The following is an 18,301-nucleotide window of genomic DNA, read 5'->3' on the forward strand; positions in this document are numbered from 1 at the left end:
ACGGCTCATGAATATCCTCATCCTCGGCAGCGGTGGGCGGGAACATGCACTTGCCTGGGCGGTGATGCAGAACCCGAAATGTGACAAGCTGATCGTGGCGCCGGGCAATGCGGGCATCGCGCAGATCGCCGATTGCGCCAGCCTCGACGCCGAGGACGGCGGGGCGGTGGTCACATTTGCCGAGGAAAACGCCATCGAGTTTGTCATCATCGGCCCCGAGGCGCCGCTGGCGGCGGGCGTGGCGGATCGGTTGCGGGCGGCGGGCATCCTGGTCTTTGGCCCCTCCGAGGCGGCGGCCAAGCTTGAGGTCTCCAAGAGCTTCACCAAGGAGATCTGCGACGCTGCAAACGCGCCGACCGCAGGCTACGGCCATTTCACTGAAGCCGAGGCCGCCAAGGCGCATGTGCGCGAGAATGGCGCGCCGATCGTGGTCAAGGCCGATGGCCTAGCCGCTGGCAAGGGCGTGATCGTGGCGATGGACGAGCAGACCGCGCTGGATGCAATTGATGACATGTTCGGCGGGGCCTTTGGCGGCGCCGGGGCCGAGGTGGTCATCGAGGAGTTCATGGAGGGCGAGGAAGCGTCGCTGTTTGTGCTCTGTGATGGCGAGGAGATCCTGTCGATCGGCACCGCGCAGGACCACAAGCGGGTCGGCGAAGGCGACACCGGCCCCAACACCGGCGGCATGGGCGCCTATTCCCCGGCACCGGTGCTGAGTCCGGAGATCGAGGCGCGCGCGATGGAAGAGATCGTCAAGCCCACCATGCGCGTGATGGCCGAACGCGGCATGCCCTATCAGGGCGTGCTCTACGCCGGTCTGATGATCAAGGACGGAGAGCCGCGTCTGGTGGAATACAACGTCCGCTTTGGCGACCCGGAATGCCAGGTGCTGATGATGCGGCTGGGCGCGCAGGCGCTGGACCTGATGCAGGCCGCCGCCGAGGGCCGCCTGTCGGAGGCCCGGGTGAACTGGGCCGAGGATCATGCGATCACCGTGGTAATGGCCGCTGAGGGATACCCGGGCGCCTATCAGAAAGGCTCTGAGATCAAGGGGTTGAAGGCGCTTCCCGAGGACAGCATGAACATGGTCTTTCACGCCGGCACCAAGGCAGACGGCGACCGGATCTTGGCCAATGGCGGTCGGGTGCTGAATGTCACCGCGCGCGGTGACAGCCTGGAGGAAGCCCGGGATCGTGCCTATGCGATGGTGGATCAGATCGACTGGCCCGAAGGCTTTGTGCGCCGCGACATCGGCTGGCGCGCCTTGTAATGCCCGCGCCGGTTCAGCTCCCCTCCGACAGCCCCGCGCTGATCGAGGTTCTGGAGCTGATCCGGCGCAGCTTTGCCGATATGGACGGGCGGATCGATCCGCCCTCCTCCATGCATCATCTCACCGTTGCGGATCTAGCGGCGCAGGCCGAGGCGGGTGAGGTCTGGGCCATCGGCACGCCGGTAGTGGCCTGCGTGGTTCTGACCCCCCGAACAGATGTGCTTTATCTTGGCAAGCTGGCTGTTGCGGCGGACCAGCACGGCACCGGTCTGGCACGGCAGCTGGTTGAGTTGGCCGCAGAGCGGGCCCGCGCCCATGGGCTGGAGGCACTGGAGCTGCAGACCCGGGTGGAGCTGTTGGAAAACCACGCCACCTTTGCGCAACTGGGCTTCGTGCAGACGGCGACCTGCGCACATCCGGGATACACCCGCCCGACCTCCGTCGTCCTGCGCCGCTCGCTCTGATCGCTCCGATCGCCATACCCGTCGCAGCGCGGCCCTGATCCGGCGTTTGGCGACAGGATAACAGACGCGAAATTTGCTCTTGAGGGCGCAACCGCAACGGAGTGCTCCCGATGATCGTCCGCCACAAACCCGGCTTCCTCGAACTGCTGATCGCCACCCATGGCTCCGTACTGCCGCGAATCCTGCCGCGCATTCTCGCGCTGACGGCCCTGGCCGCGCTGCTGGTCTGGCTTGACGGCAGCCTGCTGGCCCTGCCCCACACCAATGCTGCGCCCTTTGCGGTCTTTGGCGTGGCGCTGTCGCTGTTCCTCGGCTTTCGCAACAACGCCGCCTATGACCGCTGGTGGGAGGGGCGCCGGCTTTGGGGGCAATTGGTGGCTGACATGCGGGCACTGGGGCGCGAGGTGGTGATGTTCCAGCCCGAGGGTCACCAGCGCCGTCCCCTGCGGCTGGCGCTGGCCTTCATCCACCTGCACCGCGCCAACCTGCGCCGGTTGAGCCATTATGACGACGGGCACACATGGCTGGAAGACGGCGAGGATCTGCGGGACGCGCCGCATCCGCCCTGCGCCGCGCTCGACCTGATGGCGCGGGACGTGGCGCATCATGCACCTGACGGGTTTGCCAAGAAGGCGCTGAGCGAGCGCATCGGCTCCATCGCGCTGGCGCAGGCGGGCTGCGAGCGTATCGCGGCGACGCCCCTGCCGTTTGTCTACACGCTGCTGGTGTTCCGCACGACCTACCTCTACTGCCTGCTGTTCCCTTTCGCCCTGCTGGAGGGCGCAGGCTGGATGACGCCACTGTTCGTGGCGATCATCGCCTATGTCTTCTTCGGCCTGGCCGAGGTGACCGAGGAGCTGTCCAACCCCTTTGGCGAGACCGTGAACGGCCTGCCGCTGGATGCCATGTGCCGCACCATCGAGATCTCTCTGCTGTCGCAGCTGGGCGAGGAGGCTCCGGCGCCGCTGAAACCGGTCGGCTACTACCTGAGCTAGGGCAGTTGGCAGTCCAGCGCGGGACCAAGCCGGGTCTGCATGTCAAACGGGCCAAGATCGCGGCGGCTGATGCTGCCGTCTGGGTCGAGACGTGAGACGATGATGCGGGACCAATCGGCATCGACAGTCACGATCTCCGGCCCCTGCCCGCAGTCGCGCAGACCGGAGGTGATGACATCCTCACCGATCAGATGGTTCGTCAGGCCGGGCGCGGCGGCGACGTCCACCAGCTTGCCATAGTGAAACCGCCAAATCCGCAGGGTCTTGGCCAGATGGGGCCGGTCGATATAGGCGACCTCGATATGGCCGTCGCCATCCAGATCCGCAGCACCGGCAGGCGCCAGCCAGCGGTTTGTCTGGCCGATATGGGGCGTGGCGGCGATCTTGTCGCCCGTGCTGTTGTAGACCGCCAACTGGGCGCCCAGCGCCACATCCGTCTCGACCACCACAACCTCGGGCATCCCGTCGCCGGTGATATCCCAGAGGCGCGGCGCAAGATCCTCAAACACATGATCCAGCGGCAGATCGACCTCAAAGACATCTCGTCGAACGCCTGCCGCGGATTGCTCAGCGGTGCCGCCCTCATCCTGCTGCACATGGATGCGAAGCTGGCCGTATTCGACGTCATCCCCCAGAACCGCATGGCCATAGCGGGTCGTGGGCGCATCAAAATCTGCGCCCATGACCCGCCAGGATTCTTGCGCGTTCAGCGCGCTCGCCGCCCCCGCCAGCGACAGGCACAACACCTGCGCCGCGCGGCGGATGACCGGGGGCCTGGTGCGTGTCAGAAGACGCCGCGCCCGGCCCGCCGACCGCATCAGATCTGCTTTTCGGGCATATGCACAATCAGACCGTCCAGCGCGTCCGAGACCTTGAGCTGGCAGGTCAGACGCGAGCGGGCCGGATCCGGCTCAAAGGCGAAATCCAGCATGTCCTCTTCCATGTCGTCCTTCTTGGGCAGTTTCTCGACCCAATCCGGTGCAATGTAGACATGGCAGGTGGAGCAGGCACAGGCGCCACCGCAATCAGCCTCGATGCCTGGAATATTGTTGTCACGCGCACCTTCCATCACGGTCAGCCCGTTGGCGACGTCGACCACATGTTCGGTCCCGTTGTGCTCGATGTAGGTGATTTTTGCCATGATCCGTCTTCCCTTTTTCGGTACTCGCCCCCGTGTGTAGCGAGCGTATCCCAGCCGTTCCAGCCCCATTTACGTCATCCCCGGTGTCGCATGCCATTTCACGCTACATTTTCCATGTTTGTTCTCACCCCGTCACGCGCGCGCCCCTGCCGACAGCCCTGCGCGCCGATGACGCGCCATCAGATGCAGCCCCGTCAGACGCCCGCAACCGACCCTCGCGTCCTACCGTGTGAAACCCTCACCGCATGCGGTGCCAGCAAAAGGCAGGATCTTCTGTCGGCAAAACAGGACCGTAGCGCGAATGCGGGCTTTGCGCGCGCTTCGGATTTAAGATAGCATCCGCCATAATCGGGTCATTACAGGATCCCGAAGCCCGCTTTACCCGAGGACCCTGTCAGAGCCTATGACCGCCCCGCTGCCTCCGCGTTCCGGCCTCGCTTTTCTGCGACACGATGTCCTGAACCTGTTCCTCATGCGACAGCTGCATGTGCGCGCATCGGTCCCGGACGGGGTTGTGGTGCCCAGATCTGCGTCCTCACGGCTTCGGCTGGCCGCGTTGATGACGGTCAATCTCACCCTCCTGAGCGGCTGTCTGGCCCCGCCCCCGTTTGAAGGTGTCGGTCGTCCAGCTCCGCCGGGCGCTTTGCCCGGAACCTGCTGGGATACGCTGATTGAACCTGCACGGGTGGAGACCATAACCGAGCAGGTCATGGTCTCGCCGCCGGAAACAGCCGCCGACGGTTCGGTGACAAAACCTGCGGTCTTTGCCACTGAAACCCGGCAGGAGATCACCCGCCCGCGCAAGGAAACCTATTTTCAGACCCCCTGCCCCGACGCCATGACCCGCGAATATGTCTCCTCGCTGCAACGTGCGCTGGCAGCCCGTGACCTCTATCAAGGCGAGATCACCGGGACCCTGAACGCCGAGACCCGCGCCGCCATCCGCAGCTATCAAAAAGACATAGGCATCGACAGCGCCAGCCTGTCATTGCGCGGCGCACGCAGCCTGGGGCTCAGTGCCGTGGTGGTGGACCGCTGAGCCGCGATTTGCTGCACAATGGCACCGCAAACATTCCAGTCTTGATGCCTGAGCTTGCGCGACGCCGCCTTGCCGCCTAAAAGCCGAACATCGCCCCGATATCGTTCGCCCTTGCCGGAGATCTCCTATGCCCGTCGCCCCGCTTCCTGCCTCCAGCTTCCTGTTCGGAGCCTCGGAGCGCCTCAGAGCGATGCTCGACAGTCAGGCTACGGATGTGCATCTGGCCACCGGCGACGTGTTGTTCGAACGGGGCGACGAAGGCGATGCGCTCTATGCGATCATCTCCGGTGCGCTGGAAATTTCCACGCTTTCGGCAGCGGGGCGGAAGCTGTCACTTGATATGATGCGCCCCGGTGCAATTTTTGGCGAAATCGCCATGTTCGACCCCGGCGAACGCACCGCCACCGCCACCGCAGCAGAGCCAAGCCATCTGCGCCGTCTGCGTCACCGCGATGTGCTGGGACAATTGACCAGGCACCCGGAACTGGCTGGCGACATGCTGAAGCTTGCCGGACAGCGCATGCGCTGGATGAACACCCAGCTGAACGAACAGGTGTTCCTGCCAATGCCAGTGCGGCTGGCGCGCAAGCTGTTGTATCTCACGCCGGCAGAGGGCAACGGCCATCTCAGCCTGTCGCAATCCGAACTCGCGGAATTTGTCGGTGCAACCCGTGAAGCGGTGTCCAAGACCTTGTCGAACTGGCGCAAGGCCGGGCTGATCGAGATCAGCCGCGGCGGGCTGCAACTGAAGGATCGCGGCGGGCTGGCGGTTCTGGCCGACCCCGAGGGCATCTGAGCGGCGCGCCTCTGGCGAACCTCCCCACGGGGCGGCATGCAATATTCCCGCCAGAAAGCAAAATACCCGGCGCCAATGTGATCTGTTTCACAGTACATCGCGCGCGCGCCTGCCATAAGATCTGCAAGGCGGTCATTCTCCTATCCATCCCAATGATCGTCCGTCCCATCGTGAGCCATGTGTCCGCCCGACACATGGCTCTTTGGATTCTGCGCTCCTTGAACCCGCCCCGTGCCGCCTGCTGCTGCCCCCGAACGACAATCGGCCGGACCAATGGCCCGGCCGGTCGTTTGATGTTACGCCCTGCCCCTCTCAAGGGTCGGGGCAGTTTAGTCGTCGAGGTTCAGCGCCACGAAGCGCGGCTCGCCCGCCCGACGGACCATCAGGAAGATGGACTTGCGTCCGCCTTCCTCGGCGGCCTCGATCTGGGCTTCGAGATCGGCAATGGAGGCCACTTTGTTCTGCCCCGCCTCGGTGATCACGTCACCCGCCCGCAAGCCTTTTTCCCAAGCAGCGGAGGTTTCGTCCACCGACAGGATCACCAGACCGGGCGTGTCTGCATCGAGGTTCAGTTCCTCGCGCATATCATCGCGAACCGCGCCGACAGTGAGGCCGAGAATCTCTTTCTCGCTCTCATCCGGCACGACATCATCGCCGGTGCCGGTGCCAGCATCGTTGCCAACCGCATCCTCGCGACGACCAAGGGTCACGCGAACGGTCTCGGTCTTGCCATCGCGGAACACCACCACGCGCACAGTCTTGCCCACTTCGGTATCGCCAACGCGGCGGACCAGATCACGAGTATCCTTGACCTCGAAACCGTCAAAGCTGGTGATCACGTCACGGGCCAGCAAACCGGCTTCCTTGGCCGGGCCTTCCGGCACATCGGTGATCAGCACGCCTTCGTCGTTTGTCAGGCCGATCGCCTCGGCCAGATCATCGGTCACGTCCTGAATACGCACACCAAGCCAGCCACGACGGGTTTCGCCAAACTCCTTCAACTGGCTGACCACCTTGGTCACCACATTGGAGGCCATGGAAAAGCCGATGCCGATGGAGCCACCATTGGGCGACAGGATGGCGGTGTTCACGCCGACCACTTCGCCGTCCATGTTGAACAGCGGACCGCCCGAGTTGCCGCGGTTGATGGCCGCGTCGGTCTGGATGTAGTCGTCATAGGATCCCGACAGCGCCCGGTTGCGGGCAGACACGATCCCGGCAGACAGAGAGAACCCCTGCCCAAGCGGATTGCCCATGGCGACAACCCAGTCGCCAACGCGGGCGACATCGCTGTCCCCGAACTTGACGAATTTCAGCGGCATCGGAGCGTCCACTTTCAACAGCGCAATATCGGTGTTGGGATCGGTGCCCACAACGGTTGCGGGCAGAAAATCAGCAGGCTGGCCATCACCGGGAAAGAACTCGATCTCGATCTCGTCAGCGCCATCAATCACGTGGTTGTTAGTGACGATATAGCCGTCCTCGGAAATCACGAAACCCGATCCCAGCGCCGAAGAACGACGCGGGCGGTTGCCACCGCCATTGCGATCCTGGAACTCACGGAAGAAGTCCTCGAAAGGGGAGCCTTCGGGCACGATGCCCTGTGGGCCGGTCCGCCCTTCGACCACGGTCGATGTGGTGATATTCACCACGGCGGGGCTGACCTTTTCGGCCAGCGGCGCGAGGCTTTCGGGCCGTGCCGATGCGGACAATGTCTGCAGGACCAGCATTGCGGTCCCGAGGACCGCGATCCAGAACAGACGCCAACCGGTCTGCGTGCGCGGGAGGGCACGGTCCTGGCTCAGTGTCTTGGTACTTGTGATGGGATGCACGGACATACTCCTTGAATTGGCCTGTCAACTCTGTCTTTGCCCGCCCCTGCGGACAAGGGGAAAGGGCGCCACCCTGCCTCAGGCACTTGCAGCGCGCCAACGCTCGGGTCGACACACGCCGGGGTGAAATCTCTGGCTACAATGTAGCCACTCCGCGAGAGGTCGCAATGGGGGTTGCAGCCATCTCAATTCGACGTGAAGGCTGGTGAAGGTTCCGCGACGGCGTCGCGGCGGCAACAGGCGGATCTTCGCCCAATAAAAGCTGCCATATCGGGACATCCGCCCAGTCAGCCGCTGTCACGCATCAAAGCGGCCTGTCGAAGCCACCTGTGAAAAAGGCCACTCCGAAGAGCGGCCTTTTCCTGTTTCTCATGCTTTCGCAGATACGATCACTCGCGCGCCGCGCCAGCGGTCCCTTGCGAGGACTTCAGGTAGTTGAAGAACTCGCTGTCCGGAGACAGCACCAACGAGGAGTTGCCCGCCTGCAGCGACCGCGAATAGGCGGTCAGGCTGCGGTAGAATTCAAAGAACTCCGGATCCGCGCCATAGGCTTCGGCAAAGATGCTGTTCCGTTGTGCATCAGCCTCACCACGAATGACTTCCGCCTCACGCTCGGCTTCGGAGACCAGCTCGACCTCGGTCCGGTCGGCCTGGGCCCGCACACGCTGCGCGGCCTCTTCACCACGGGCGATCTCGTCGGCGGCTTCGCGTTCACGCTCAGCGCGCATCCGGGCAAAGGTCGCCTCAAGGTTGGCTTGCGGCAGGTCGGTGCGCTTCAGACGCACGTCGATCACCTCGAGTCCGAGACCCTCGGCCTGTGCAATGGCACCGTTGCGGATGCGTAGCATCAGCGCCGCACGATCCGACGACAGGATGTCGTTGGAGCTGACGGTACCCAGAACTTCACGAGTTTGGTCGCGCATGATGTTGTCGAGACGGCTTTCGGCAGCGCCGATATTGCCGACACCCACCGCTTCGCGGAAACGACGCACATCGGTGATGCGATAGCGCGCGAAGGCGTCAACCACCAGGCGGCGGTCGTCCAGAGGTGTGACCTCAAGCGGGCCGACTTCGAGGCTGAGAATACGGTCGTCGTATTTCACCACTTCATCGACGAAGGGCATCTTGAGGGCGAGGCCCGGGGCCTCCTGCACGTTCACGACCCGGCCAAAGCGCATCACCAGCGCCTTTTCCCGTTCGTCCACGATGAAAACCGCCGACAGGCCTGCAAAGACCAGAGCGGCAAGAACAACCAAAGAAATGACAGAGCGGTTCATCAGTTGTCTCCTCCCGATCGACGGATTTCATTCAGCGGCAGATACGGAACGATCCCCTGTCCGCCAGCGCCACTGGTGGTTTCGTCGAGGATGATCTTGTCGACGCGGCTGAACACATCTTCCATCGTTTCCAGATAGAGACGCTTGCGGGTCACCTCGGGGGCCTTCTCGTATTCCGCCAGAACGGCGGAGAAGCGCGACGCCTCACCCTGGGCTTCGTTCACCACCTGCGCGCGGTAGGCCTCGGCCTCCTCGAGCGTCTGGGCGGATTGACCACGGGCCGATGCCAGCTTGCGGTTGGCGTAGGCATCCGCTTGCTTTTCAAGCCGGTCACGTTCCTGACCAGCGGATTGCACCTCGCGGAAGGCGTCCTTGACCGGCTCCGGCGGATCGGCGCCGTCAAAGTTGACCCGGACGATGTTGACGCCGGAATCATAGCTGTCGAGCGTGAACTGGATCAGCTCTTCTAGGCGCTGAGAGATCAAACCCCGGTCGCGGTTGAGGATCGGTGCCAGCTGCGACTGCGCGATAATCTCGCGCATGGCGGATTCAGACACCGCCTGAATGGTCGCCTTGGGGTCGCGCAGGTTGAAGAGATACTGATCCGGCGCGGAGATGTTCCAGACCACCTGGAAATCCACGTCGATGATGTTCTCATCTCCCGTCAGCATCAGACCAGCGTCGGAGCCACGGGCGCCCGCGCCGATGCTTTCGGTCTGCTCAACGCTGACCGGGACCACCTCATAGGTGACAAGCGGCCACGGAGCGAAGTTCAGGCCGGGTTCGCCAACGCTGGAGAATTCGCCCAGGAACAGCTCCACGGACTTCTCTTCCGTTTTCACGGTATAGAAGCTGCCGTAAACCCAGAGGCCCGCAGCCACCAAGGCCGCCAGTGCGACGCCACCTTTGGAAAAGAGCGGGCTGCCACCGCCAGAGCCGCCACCTTGCGGACCCTTGCCGTTGCCACCGCCGCCACGACCGCCCATGAGGACGCGCAGCTGCTCCTGCCCTTTCTTCACCAGCTCGTCGATCTCGGGGATCTGGTTGTCTTCCGGACGGCGGCCACCGCCACCGCTACCGTCACCACCACCATTATTGCCCCGGTTGCCTCCGCCGCCGGAGGAACCGCCGCCCCCCCAGGGGCCACCACTGTTCCCAGCCATGTGTCTCCTATCCATCTCTCCCCGCCGTATCAGCGGATATTGCCCTCTAACCTGTGGTCACCGCGCCGATATTCAAGGCGGAGCAGCTCCCAAAGTGACCGAACGCGTCAAAGCGTCCGGACAGGGGTTTTTAGTGTTACCAATTCTTCCGACATGGTCGGATGAACTGCAACAGTTTGGTCGAAATCTTCCTTTGTCGCCCCCATCTTGACGGCAATTCCCGCCAGCTGAATCATCTCGCCCGCACCGGGTGCGACAATATGACAGCCCAGCACCTTGCGGCTGGCCTGACTTACAATCAGTTTCATCAGCACGCGCTGCGCCCGCCCGGCAAAGCTCTGCTGCATCGGCTTGAAGGACGTCGAATAGACCTCGATCGTTTCCTGTTCTGCCGCCTCTTCCTCGCTCAGGCCGATGGTGCCCATTTCCGGCTGCGTGAAGATCGCAGTGGGGATCAGCTCGTGGTCAGGGCTGGTGGGATTGCCGTTGAACACGGTCTCGACGAAGGCCATGCCCTCGCGGATCGCCACCGGGGTCAGGTTGACGCGATCGGTCACGTCGCCGATCGCATAGACCGACGGCACTGCCGTCTGACTGTATTGATCCACCTTGATTTCGCCGCCCTTGCCGCGCGCGATGCCCAATTCCTCCAGCCCGAGGTCATCCGCATTCGGGTTGCGGCCGGTGGCAAACATCACCTGATCGAACAGGCTTTCGTCACCATTGGTGGCCTTGACCCAGATCTGGTCGCCTTCCTTGCGCATCTCCAGCACGTTGGTGCCGAGTTTCAGGTCGATACCGGACTGGATCATTTCCTCGGCCACCAGACCGCGCGCTTCCTCGTCAAAGCCGCGCAGGATCTGGGCGCCGCGATAATACTGCGTGGTGTCCACCCCGAGGCCGTTCATGATGCCGGCAAACTCGGACGCGATATAGCCGCCCCCCACAATCAGGATACGCTTTGGCAGCGTCTCCAGGTGGAACATCTCGTTCGAGGTAATCGCCAGCTCGGAGCCCGGGAACTCCGGCACCCAAGGGCGACCGCCGGTGGCAATCAGGATGTGTTTCGCGGTTTTTCGGGTGCCGTCAGACAGCTCCACCGTGTGGGCATCCGCCAGCTTCGCGCGGGCGTCAAAGCTCTCCACGCCGGAGTTTTTCAGCAGGTTGCGATAGATGCCTTCCAACCGGTCCAGCTCGGTGTTGAGCTTGGTCTTGAAGTGATCCCAATCGAAGCCTTTGTTCTCAAGGTCCCAGCCGTAGGCCCGGCCATCTTCGACGATGCCGGCATACTCGGAGGCAAAAACCATCAGCTTTTTCGGCACGCAGCCGCGAATGACGCAGGTGCCGCCATAGCGGTCCTCTTCCGCCAGGGCCACCGATGCACCGCCTGCGGCTGCAACGCGCGCGGCGCGCACCCCACCGGAGCCGCCCCCAATGACAAAAAGATCATAATCAAAGCTCATAGTCGTCGCCCTTCTTTGGTCTTGCGCGAGGTATCCCACAGCGCGATGTGAATTGCCAGTGTCGCAAGTGGGGGCGCGGCGTGACTTTTCATATGCCTGTCAGGGCTTTTGTCGCAAAAGCGTGAAGTCCGCGTGAAGAACAGCGCGTGCTCAGATCACTCCGTATGCGAATGCACCACAACGTCAAAGCCTTCCTGCGGTGTTGGGGGCGCGAAGTGCCGGGTGAACTGGTGAAACTGCGCCTCTGTCGCGGCAAAGGCATGGTTGCCAGCAGCATTTCGGCGACGCAGCCGGGCCAGACATGTGTCATCAGATACATCGAGCAGATGGAGCTGATGCGCCGCCCCGGTCTGTGTCAGGAGGTCCCGCATCCAGGCCCGGGTCGCGACGGTATTGGCGGGAAAATCCAGAACCACCGAAACCCCGGCCTCCAACAGCGCCGCCACATGTGGGGCCATGACTGAGCGCAGGCTGGCCGAACAGCGGACATAATCCGCCGGGGAAGACATCTGATCCGCATATAGCCCATGAAGCCATGCGTCCTCCGCCAGCAGCACCGTGGCGTCCTGCGCCGCAAGCTGCGCGGCGAGGGTGGATTTTCCGGATGCGATCTTGCCACACAGCAGGTGCAGCATCGGATGAGACTGAGACATGGCGGCCTTTCAACAGTTGGGCAGGTCCGGCACGCCCCGCGCCAAACCACAGCAGAGCGTCCGCCCCACATAATGTGATGGCGTTGGATTGGCACAGGTCTGATGCGGCGTCCACCTGTTCCCACCCTGTGCAGCGTGAGGTCCACTGCACGCAGTCGGGGGATGTGGCGCCCCTGCCACGACACTTCGGAATGCACCAACGCCGGTCTGGCCCCCGCAACAGAATGCCCCGCTCATAGCCACAAGATCACATGCGCCAGCCACATCGCCTAGCCACCTCATCAGTGGGGTTGAACCCCGGCAATCCTTGTCCCACATTGCCCCTTGCAGGGACGACCCTGCGCACGGAGCCACCCCGATGGCGACGTGGTTTGTCACTTCGGGACGACCCGATTACGCAGTATGAGGTCGCCCATGCGCTCCCCCCTTGACCGTATCCGTCATGCCCTGAGTTTTGAGATCATCGCGTTGTTGATGGTTATCCCGCTGGGGGCCTATCTGTTTCACCTCCCCATTCATGACATCGGGGCGGTCGGCGTAGTCAGCGCTACGCTCGCGACATTGTGGAACTTCGTCTACAACTACGCCTTTGATAGCATTCTGAAACGCCGGACGGGCACGACGCTGAAAACCACACCGATACGGGTCTTTCACGCGGTGCTGTTTGAGGTCGGCCTGCTGCTGGTCCTGATGCCATTTATCGCCTGGTATCTCGGCGTAAGTCTCTGGCAGGCCTTCGTGATGGATGTGTCCTTCGCCCTGTTCTACATGGCCTATGCCTTTTGCTTCAACTGGGCCTACGACCGGCTGTTTCCCCTGCCGGAGTGGCAAAACGCCCGGCAGAACAGCTAAGGAGTAGGGACGCGCCCGCTTCGTGCGCGCCCGGCACGGAGGGCCAGGGAGGGCCAGGGCGGGCCTGGGACCGGCGCGTCTACTCGCTCAGGTCGGTGAACAGGTTCTCATCATCGACAAAGTCGATGCGATCAGTCTCCACCGTGCCCTCGTTGATGTCGCGCACCTCAACCTTGCCGTCACCATAGCCGATCACCACCGTATCGCAGATGTCGATGAACAGCCCGTTCTCCACCACGCCGGGGATCTGGTTGATGACCAGCGCCAACTGACGCGGATTGCCGATACGGGTCAGATGCAGATCGAGGATGTGATTGCCCTCATCCGTCACATAGGGGCTGGCACCATTCATCCGCAGGGTGGAGGTCCGGCCCATCACATCCATCGAAATCAGCGTTTCCTCGACCAGGGCCTGTGTGGTCTGCCAGCCGAAGGGGATAACCTCGATCGGCAACGGAAAGGCCCCCAGTGTTGCCACCTCCTTGGCCTTGTCGGCGATCACAACCATCTGGTCCGAGGCGGTGGCCACGATCTTCTCGTGCAGCAGCGCGCCACCACCTCCCTTGATCAGGTTCAGATCGCTGTCAAATTCATCCGCCCCATCAATGGTCAAATCGAGCCATTTGGCCTCATCCAGAGTGATCACCTCGATGCCAACTTCACGCGCCAGCGCGGCTGTGCGGGCAGAGGTAGGCACGCCGGTGATCTTCAGACCATCCTCGCGCACCATCTCGCCAAGACAGCGCACCAGCCAGGCGGCCGTGGACCCGGTCCCAAGCCCCACGCGCATGCCGTCCTCGACCATTTCAGCGGCGCGTTTGGCGGCCACGAACTTGGCCTTGTCGATAGGGGAAAGCTCTCCGCTCATGATCTCGTGACCTCCGTGTATTTGAATTGGACGATGACTGCACTCACCGATTTTGCAAGAGGTATAGGCCGATTGTCCGCCCTGTGCGAGGACCGAAGTGGCACCCGAAATGCGCATCACCTCTAGGGCAAGTGCTGCGATCCACGCCTGCCAACGCGTCAGAAAGCACCGTTGCGAGGTTCCCCAAGCGCCGCGCGCCATAGGCGCGCGGCGCGGGTCGTTTCGGGCCTTGCCCGAAGCGAAAACCCTAATGCCACAGGCAGATCATGAACAGATCGCCGCAACGGTTGCACTCAGGCACATATAACATAGATTGCAGCTGCGCGTTTCCTATCGGAAACGTCGGAAACGAACGCTTCGCGGCGGCGGAGCGAGACTAGGATCGCCGCATGACTGCACCGCTTCGCCTTCACTATGCGCCCGACAACGCCTCGCTCATCCTGCGACTGGCGCTGGAAGAGCTTGGGCTGGACTATGAGGCGGTGCTGGTGGATCGCAAGACCCAAGGCCAAACTGCACCGCACTACTTGCGAATGAACCCGAATGGCACCATCCCGGTGCTGGAAACGCCCGATGGTGCGATGTTCGAGACCGCTGCTATCCTGCTCTGGCTCGCCGACCGGGAGCGCCGCCTGCTGCCGGCACCGGAGGCGCCCGCGCGCGGCAGATGCCTCACCTGGCTGTTCTGGTGCTCCAACACGCTGCATATCGACCTGCGCCAGAGCTTCTATCCAGAGAAATACATCGGCGATGACCGCGCCCATCAGGCGCAGCTGCGCGCCATGCTGCGTGGGCGCCTGCAGAATGATCTGCGCATGATTGACACCGCCCTGCGGCAGGCGCCCGCATTGGCCGGCGGCGATCAGCCGACGGTGCTTGACCTCTACCTGCCCTGTCTGTTGCGATGGACCAAACTCTACGCCGACCCGCCCGAGGCGCCCTGGTTCGACCTCGCCGCCTACCCCGCCCTGCTGCATGTCTGCCAACGGGCCGAGACCCGCGCCAGCACCCATGCGGCGCAACGCGCCGAAGGGCTTGGCGCCACGCCCTTCACCGCCCCCATACTCGCCACCCCTCCAGAAGGATCAGCCACCTAAATGTTCCTCTCCGTCTTCGACATGTTCAAGGTCGGCATCGGCCCGTCCTCCTCGCACACCATGGGCCCGATGGTCGCGGCTGCGCGCTTTCTCGACATGATGCGCGCCTCGCCCTTTGCCTTTCACGGGCTGCGGGCCTCGCTGCATGGCTCGCTGGCCTTCACCGGCGTCGGCCATGCCACTGATCGCGCCACAATCCTCGGCCTCGCCGGGTTCCGGCCCGACACCTATGACGACGACAAGGCCGAAGCGACGCTGGCCGCCATCAATGAGACCGGCACCATCGAGCTGGACGGTCTTGGCACTCTGCGCTTTGATCCCAAGGCAGACATGATCTTCGACTACGATCATGCGCTCACAGGCCACGCCAACGGCATGGTGCTGATGGCCACCGATGCGCAGGGCGATGTCACCCTGCGGCAGGTGTTCTACTCTGTCGGTGGTGGCTTTGTGCTGACCGAAGAGGAGCTGGCGCAGGGCAAGGCGACCGATGAGGGCGACCCGATCCCCTACCCGTTCAAATCCGCCGTCGAAATGCTGGAGATGGCAAAATCCTCCGGCCTGACCATCGCCCAGATGAAACGCGCCAATGAGGTGTCGCGCGGCTGCGAAGAAAGCCTCAACCGGGGCACCGCGCGGCTCTGGCAGGTGATGAACGACTGCATCAACCGCGGGCTGGAGCGCGACGGCATCCTGCCCGGCGGCCTCAAGGTGCGCCGCCGCGCCAAGGGCATTTATGATGCGCTGATGGCCGAGCGTGGCATGAACCTGACCGCGCCGCATACGATCAACGACTGGATGAGCGTCTACGCCATGGCAGTGAACGAGGAAAACGCCGCCGGGGGACAGGTGGTAACCGCCCCCACCAATGGCGCCGCAGGCGTGTTGCCTGCGGTGCTGCGCTACTACCTCGACCATGTGCCGGGGGCGTCGGAGAAACACATGGAGGATTTCCTGCTGACCGCCGCTGCGATCGGGGGGCTGGTCAAATACAATGCCTCGATCTCGGGCGCCGAGGCGGGCTGCCAGGCCGAGGTGGGGTCCGCCGCCGCCATGGCTGCTGCCGGTCTCTGTGCCGTCATGGGCGGCAGCGTGGAGCAGGTCGAGAATGCCGCCGAGATCGCGCTGGAGCATCACCTCGGGATGACCTGCGATCCGGTCAAGGGGCTGGTGCAGGTGCCCTGCATCGAACGCAACGGCCTCGGCGCGATCAAGGCGGTCTCCGCCGCCTCGCTGGCCCTGCGCGGCGACGGCGAGCATTTTGTGCCCCTGGATGCGGTCATCGAGACCATGCGCCAGACGGGTCAGGATATGCATGAGAAATACAAGGAAACCTCGCTTGGTGGCCTTGCAGTGAACGTACCGAACTGCTGACACAAGGCCCCCCAGTCGACGCGCGTGCCAAAGACGGGGGCTGCTCCCGCCCGTGTGATCCGCATTGAAAATGCGGCCCCTCCGGTTGGGCCGAGCGCGCCGCGCGCCCCGCAGGGGCGCGCGGCGCGAGTCGCTTCGGGCATAGCCCGAAGCGAAACCCCTCGCTCAGCATGACGGACAGCCCCGGATGCCCGGACGACAGCTGCCGAGAACACACCTCGCAAACTCCTGAACATCTTCAGCACTTGCCAAGGTCCCACCCCGCCCCTAGCGTCCCCTCATGAGTACCTCCCCCGCAGCCCAAAGCCGCTCCGATACGGATCGCCCCTTGCTCGGCATTGCCCTGATGCTGGGCTTCTGCGCCTTGATCCCGCTTGGCGATGCGGTGGCAAAGATCCTCTCCACCCGCATCCCTGTCGGGCAGATCGTCCTGGCCCGTTTTGCCGCACAGGGCCTCATCCTCGCGCCGGTTGCCCTGCTCATGGGGATCTCACTGCGCTTACCTTCCCGCGTGATGCCGAAGGTCATCCTGCGCACGCTGCTGCAGATGGCCGGGATCACCGCAATGTTCATGGCCCTGCGCTACCTGCCGCTGGCCGATGCGGTGGCGATTGCCTTCGTGATGCCCTTCATCATGCTGCTCCTGGGCAAATACGTCCTGAAGGAAGAAGTCGGCCTGCGCCGCTTGCTGGCCTGCGTGGTGGGCTTTGCCGGTACCCTGCTGGTGATCCAGCCGAGCTTTGCCGAGGTCGGCCTCAACGCGCTCTGGCCACTTGCTGTGGCGGTGATCTTCTCAGTCTTCATGATGGTCACCCGCACCCTCGCCCGCGACACCGACCCGATCGCCATCCAAGCGGTCTCCGGCGGCATTGCCTGCCTGTTGATGGCCGGTTTTTTCGCGCTGGGTTACGGCTTTTCCATTGAGGAGCTGAACACCGCCCTGCCCGCGACACCGGAACTGAAGCTTCTGGCCCTTGCAGGCGTGCTTGGGACGATGGCGCATCTGCTGATGACCTGGTCGCTGCGCTACGCGCCGACCAGCACGCTGGCCTCGATGCAATATCTTGAAATTCCGGTGGCGGTCTTTGTCGGCTGGCTGGTGTTTTCTGAACTGCCCAACAGTATCGCGGCCTGTGGCATCGCGCTGACGGTGGCGGCCGGGCTCTATGCTGTCTTGCGCGAACGGCAGGTCAACCGCGCCGCACGCGAGGTTAATCCCGCTGCAACGACGGAGAGCGGCCTGCCCGCATCGCCGGAATAAGCGCCGGCAGGCAGTCTCGCGGCAGCAGCGCCAGCAACCCCGGCCCATCTGCCTCGATCCGGATCGCTCCAGTGGCCCGATTCGAGGTTCCAATCCGCGACATGGGCGACAGGTCGAGCCCCTCGATGGGCCATTCCAGCCCGCTGGAGCGCCCCGTCACAGGTGCCAGTGGAAACAGCGAGACCACATCGCCCGGTGTCAGCTCCAGCTCAAGTGGCGCCGTCACATGCACCACGACCTCATGCGCCCCGATCAGAATACAGGGCGTGTCATGCGGTTGCGCCAAGACGTGCAGGGCCGCCAGTTGGTGATCCACCCTCGCCCCGAGGAACCCCACAGCCAGTATCAGCGGCGCGGTGACCGCCCTCACGGCCTTATCGAAATCAGTGGTTTCCTGTTCCGGTACATGATGCAGTATACTGTCTGACAGGGATGATCGCGTAGCTGCAGAGAGCGAGTTGAAATCGCCGATCACCGCGCGCGGCTCATAGCCCAGACGCAGCGCCTGATCGGCACCGCCATCAGCGGCCACCAGAAACGGCGCATAGCTCAGGGCGTCCGCAAGGTCGGACTTTGCCACCTCTCCGCCGCCAATCAGCGTTACCGGGGTGGTTTCATGAACAATCACCTCTGTCATGAGAGGATACCTCGCAGAAATGGAAACAAGCCACAATCTAAACACAAAATTATACGAACAATTGCTAGGATTCGGGCCGAATTTGACCTGAGGATGAATAGGGTGAACGGTGCGACTTT

18 protein-coding genes are annotated in these 18,301 nt (G+C 63.2%); 9 read left to right on the forward strand and 9 right to left on the reverse strand.

The genetic code is table 11. From position 1 onward, the window contains the following. The first annotated feature begins 7 nt into the window (after window positions 1-7). The 3 genes from purD to R1T40_RS08790 all read left to right on the forward strand — a co-directional run bounded on the left by purD (window position 8) and on the right by R1T40_RS08790 (window position 2,729). On the forward strand, window positions 8-1,270 hold the full coding sequence (purD, locus tag R1T40_RS08780) for a phosphoribosylamine--glycine ligase (protein WP_317386644.1): 1,263 nt from the start codon (window positions 8-10) through the stop codon (window positions 1,268-1,270). Further along, complete coding sequence (locus R1T40_RS08785; RefSeq protein WP_317386645.1) at window positions 1,270-1,734, forward strand: GNAT family N-acetyltransferase; 465 nt, start codon at window positions 1,270-1,272, stop codon at window positions 1,732-1,734. The genes purD and R1T40_RS08785 overlap by 1 nt, the downstream gene beginning before the upstream one ends. 110 nt (window positions 1,735-1,844) lie before the next feature. Continuing rightward, entirely contained in the window at window positions 1,845-2,729 is an 885-nt protein-coding gene (locus R1T40_RS08790; protein ID WP_106162912.1) for a bestrophin family protein, read from the forward strand. Here the strand turns inward: R1T40_RS08790 and R1T40_RS08795 are convergent. After that, window positions 2,726-3,547, reverse strand: a complete 822-nt coding sequence (locus tag R1T40_RS08795) for an FG-GAP repeat domain-containing protein (RefSeq protein WP_317386646.1) — start codon at window positions 3,545-3,547, stop codon at window positions 2,726-2,728. The two genes, R1T40_RS08790 and R1T40_RS08795, sit on opposite strands and share 4 nt — an antisense overlap. Next, window positions 3,547-3,870, reverse strand: coding sequence for a 2Fe-2S iron-sulfur cluster-binding protein (locus R1T40_RS08800; RefSeq protein ID WP_317386647.1), 324 nt, complete (start codon window positions 3,868-3,870; stop codon window positions 3,547-3,549). Before R1T40_RS08800 ends, R1T40_RS08795 begins: the two co-directional genes overlap by 1 nt. A gap of 403 nt (window positions 3,871-4,273) precedes the next feature. Between R1T40_RS08800 and R1T40_RS08805 the strand changes: the two genes are divergently transcribed. Then, entirely contained in the window at window positions 4,274-4,909 is a 636-nt protein-coding gene (locus tag R1T40_RS08805; protein ID WP_317386648.1) for a peptidoglycan-binding domain-containing protein, read from the forward strand. Between the two features lie 127 nt (window positions 4,910-5,036). Further along, window positions 5,037-5,705 carry a Crp/Fnr family transcriptional regulator gene (locus R1T40_RS08810; protein WP_106162915.1) on the forward strand — a complete coding sequence of 223 codons (669 nt, stop codon included), beginning with the start codon at window positions 5,037-5,039 and terminating at the stop codon, window positions 5,703-5,705. Window positions 5,706-6,034: 329 nt separating this feature from the next. Here the strand turns inward: R1T40_RS08810 and R1T40_RS08815 are convergent, their stop codons facing one another. The 5 genes from R1T40_RS08815 to R1T40_RS08835 all read right to left on the reverse strand — a co-directional run bounded on the left by R1T40_RS08815 (window position 6,035) and on the right by R1T40_RS08835 (window position 12,093). Beyond that, window positions 6,035-7,543 (reverse strand): Do family serine endopeptidase, encoded by a 1,509-nt coding sequence (locus tag R1T40_RS08815; RefSeq protein WP_394805024.1) that lies wholly within the window; start codon window positions 7,541-7,543, stop codon window positions 6,035-6,037. Between the two features lie 383 nt (window positions 7,544-7,926). Then, the gene (gene hflC, locus R1T40_RS08820) at window positions 7,927-8,814 is read right to left on the reverse strand and encodes a protease modulator HflC (RefSeq protein WP_317386649.1); all 888 of its coding nucleotides are present in this window, start codon (window positions 8,812-8,814) and stop codon (window positions 7,927-7,929) included. Further along, window positions 8,814-9,977 carry an FtsH protease activity modulator HflK gene (gene hflK / locus R1T40_RS08825; RefSeq protein WP_106162917.1) on the reverse strand — a complete coding sequence of 388 codons (1,164 nt, stop codon included), beginning with the start codon at window positions 9,975-9,977 and terminating at the stop codon, window positions 8,814-8,816. The genes hflC and hflK overlap by 1 nt, the downstream gene beginning before the upstream one ends. A gap of 107 nt (window positions 9,978-10,084) precedes the next feature. Further along, entirely contained in the window at window positions 10,085-11,440 is a 1,356-nt protein-coding gene (gene gor, locus R1T40_RS08830) for a glutathione-disulfide reductase (protein ID WP_317386650.1), read from the reverse strand. A 155-nt stretch (window positions 11,441-11,595) separates the two neighbouring features. Further along, complete coding sequence (locus tag R1T40_RS08835) at window positions 11,596-12,093, reverse strand: AAA family ATPase (protein ID WP_317386651.1); 498 nt, start codon at window positions 12,091-12,093, stop codon at window positions 11,596-11,598. A gap of 414 nt (window positions 12,094-12,507) precedes the next feature. On the opposite strand from R1T40_RS08835, the gene R1T40_RS08840 reads away from it, so the two are divergent. Beyond that, the gene (locus R1T40_RS08840) at window positions 12,508-12,945 is read left to right on the forward strand and encodes a PACE efflux transporter (RefSeq protein ID WP_317386652.1); all 438 of its coding nucleotides are present in this window, start codon (window positions 12,508-12,510) and stop codon (window positions 12,943-12,945) included. A gap of 79 nt (window positions 12,946-13,024) precedes the next feature. Here the strand turns inward: R1T40_RS08840 and rpiA are convergent, their stop codons facing one another. Next, complete coding sequence (gene rpiA, locus R1T40_RS08845; RefSeq protein ID WP_106162921.1) at window positions 13,025-13,813, reverse strand: ribose-5-phosphate isomerase RpiA; 789 nt, start codon at window positions 13,811-13,813, stop codon at window positions 13,025-13,027. Window positions 13,814-14,202: 389 nt separating this feature from the next. On the opposite strand from rpiA, the gene R1T40_RS08850 reads away from it, so the two are divergent. The 3 genes from R1T40_RS08850 to R1T40_RS08860 all read left to right on the forward strand — a co-directional run bounded on the left by R1T40_RS08850 (window position 14,203) and on the right by R1T40_RS08860 (window position 17,545). Beyond that, window positions 14,203-14,910, forward strand: coding sequence for a glutathione S-transferase family protein (locus R1T40_RS08850; RefSeq protein ID WP_317386653.1), 708 nt, complete (start codon window positions 14,203-14,205; stop codon window positions 14,908-14,910). Then, window positions 14,911-16,284: an L-serine ammonia-lyase gene (locus R1T40_RS08855; RefSeq protein ID WP_106162923.1), complete on the forward strand. Its 1,374-nt coding sequence runs from the start codon at window positions 14,911-14,913 to the stop codon at window positions 16,282-16,284. It begins immediately after the preceding gene. A gap of 280 nt (window positions 16,285-16,564) precedes the next feature. Next, window positions 16,565-17,545 (forward strand): DMT family transporter, encoded by a 981-nt coding sequence (locus R1T40_RS08860; protein WP_317386654.1) that lies wholly within the window; start codon window positions 16,565-16,567, stop codon window positions 17,543-17,545. Here the strand turns inward: R1T40_RS08860 and R1T40_RS08865 are convergent. Next, a complete protein-coding gene (locus R1T40_RS08865; protein ID WP_317386655.1) occupies window positions 17,496-18,182 on the reverse strand; it encodes a thiamine diphosphokinase in 687 nt (228 codons plus the stop codon). The genes R1T40_RS08860 and R1T40_RS08865 overlap by 50 nt on opposite strands. Window positions 18,183-18,301: the final 119 nt, after the last annotated feature.

This window comes from Tritonibacter scottomollicae (genome assembly GCF_032924845.1).
GTDB classification, from domain to species: Bacteria; Pseudomonadota; Alphaproteobacteria; order Rhodobacterales; family Rhodobacteraceae; genus Epibacterium; species Epibacterium scottomollicae.

Coding starts and splice junctions, on each gene's coding strand:
- purD (WP_317386644.1), top strand. CDS start 8: ATGAATATCCTCATCCTCGGCAGCGGTGGGCGGGAACATGCACTTGCC.
- R1T40_RS08785 (WP_317386645.1), top strand. CDS start 1,270: ATGCCCGCGCCGGTTCAGCTCCCCTCCGACAGCCCCGCGCTGATCGAG.
- R1T40_RS08790 (WP_106162912.1), top strand. CDS start 1,845: ATGATCGTCCGCCACAAACCCGGCTTCCTCGAACTGCTGATCGCCACC.
- R1T40_RS08795 (WP_317386646.1), bottom strand. CDS start 3,547: ATGCGGTCGGCGGGCCGGGCGCGGCGTCTTCTGACACGCACCAGGCCC.
- R1T40_RS08800 (WP_317386647.1), bottom strand. CDS start 3,870: ATGGCAAAAATCACCTACATCGAGCACAACGGGACCGAACATGTGGTC.
- R1T40_RS08805 (WP_317386648.1), top strand. CDS start 4,274: ATGACCGCCCCGCTGCCTCCGCGTTCCGGCCTCGCTTTTCTGCGACAC.
- R1T40_RS08810 (WP_106162915.1), top strand. CDS start 5,037: ATGCCCGTCGCCCCGCTTCCTGCCTCCAGCTTCCTGTTCGGAGCCTCG.
- R1T40_RS08815 (WP_394805024.1), bottom strand. CDS start 7,543: ATGTCCGTGCATCCCATCACAAGTACCAAGACACTGAGCCAGGACCGT.
- hflC (WP_317386649.1), bottom strand. CDS start 8,814: ATGAACCGCTCTGTCATTTCTTTGGTTGTTCTTGCCGCTCTGGTCTTT.
- hflK (WP_106162917.1), bottom strand. CDS start 9,977: ATGGCTGGGAACAGTGGTGGCCCCTGGGGGGGCGGCGGTTCCTCCGGC.
- gor (WP_317386650.1), bottom strand. CDS start 11,440: ATGAGCTTTGATTATGATCTTTTTGTCATTGGGGGCGGCTCCGGTGGG.
- R1T40_RS08835 (WP_317386651.1), bottom strand. CDS start 12,093: ATGTCTCAGTCTCATCCGATGCTGCACCTGCTGTGTGGCAAGATCGCA.
- R1T40_RS08840 (WP_317386652.1), top strand. CDS start 12,508: ATGCGCTCCCCCCTTGACCGTATCCGTCATGCCCTGAGTTTTGAGATC.
- rpiA (WP_106162921.1), bottom strand. CDS start 13,813: ATGAGCGGAGAGCTTTCCCCTATCGACAAGGCCAAGTTCGTGGCCGCC.
- R1T40_RS08850 (WP_317386653.1), top strand. CDS start 14,203: ATGACTGCACCGCTTCGCCTTCACTATGCGCCCGACAACGCCTCGCTC.
- R1T40_RS08855 (WP_106162923.1), top strand. CDS start 14,911: ATGTTCCTCTCCGTCTTCGACATGTTCAAGGTCGGCATCGGCCCGTCC.
- R1T40_RS08860 (WP_317386654.1), top strand. CDS start 16,565: ATGAGTACCTCCCCCGCAGCCCAAAGCCGCTCCGATACGGATCGCCCC.
- R1T40_RS08865 (WP_317386655.1), bottom strand. CDS start 18,182: ATGACAGAGGTGATTGTTCATGAAACCACCCCGGTAACGCTGATTGGC.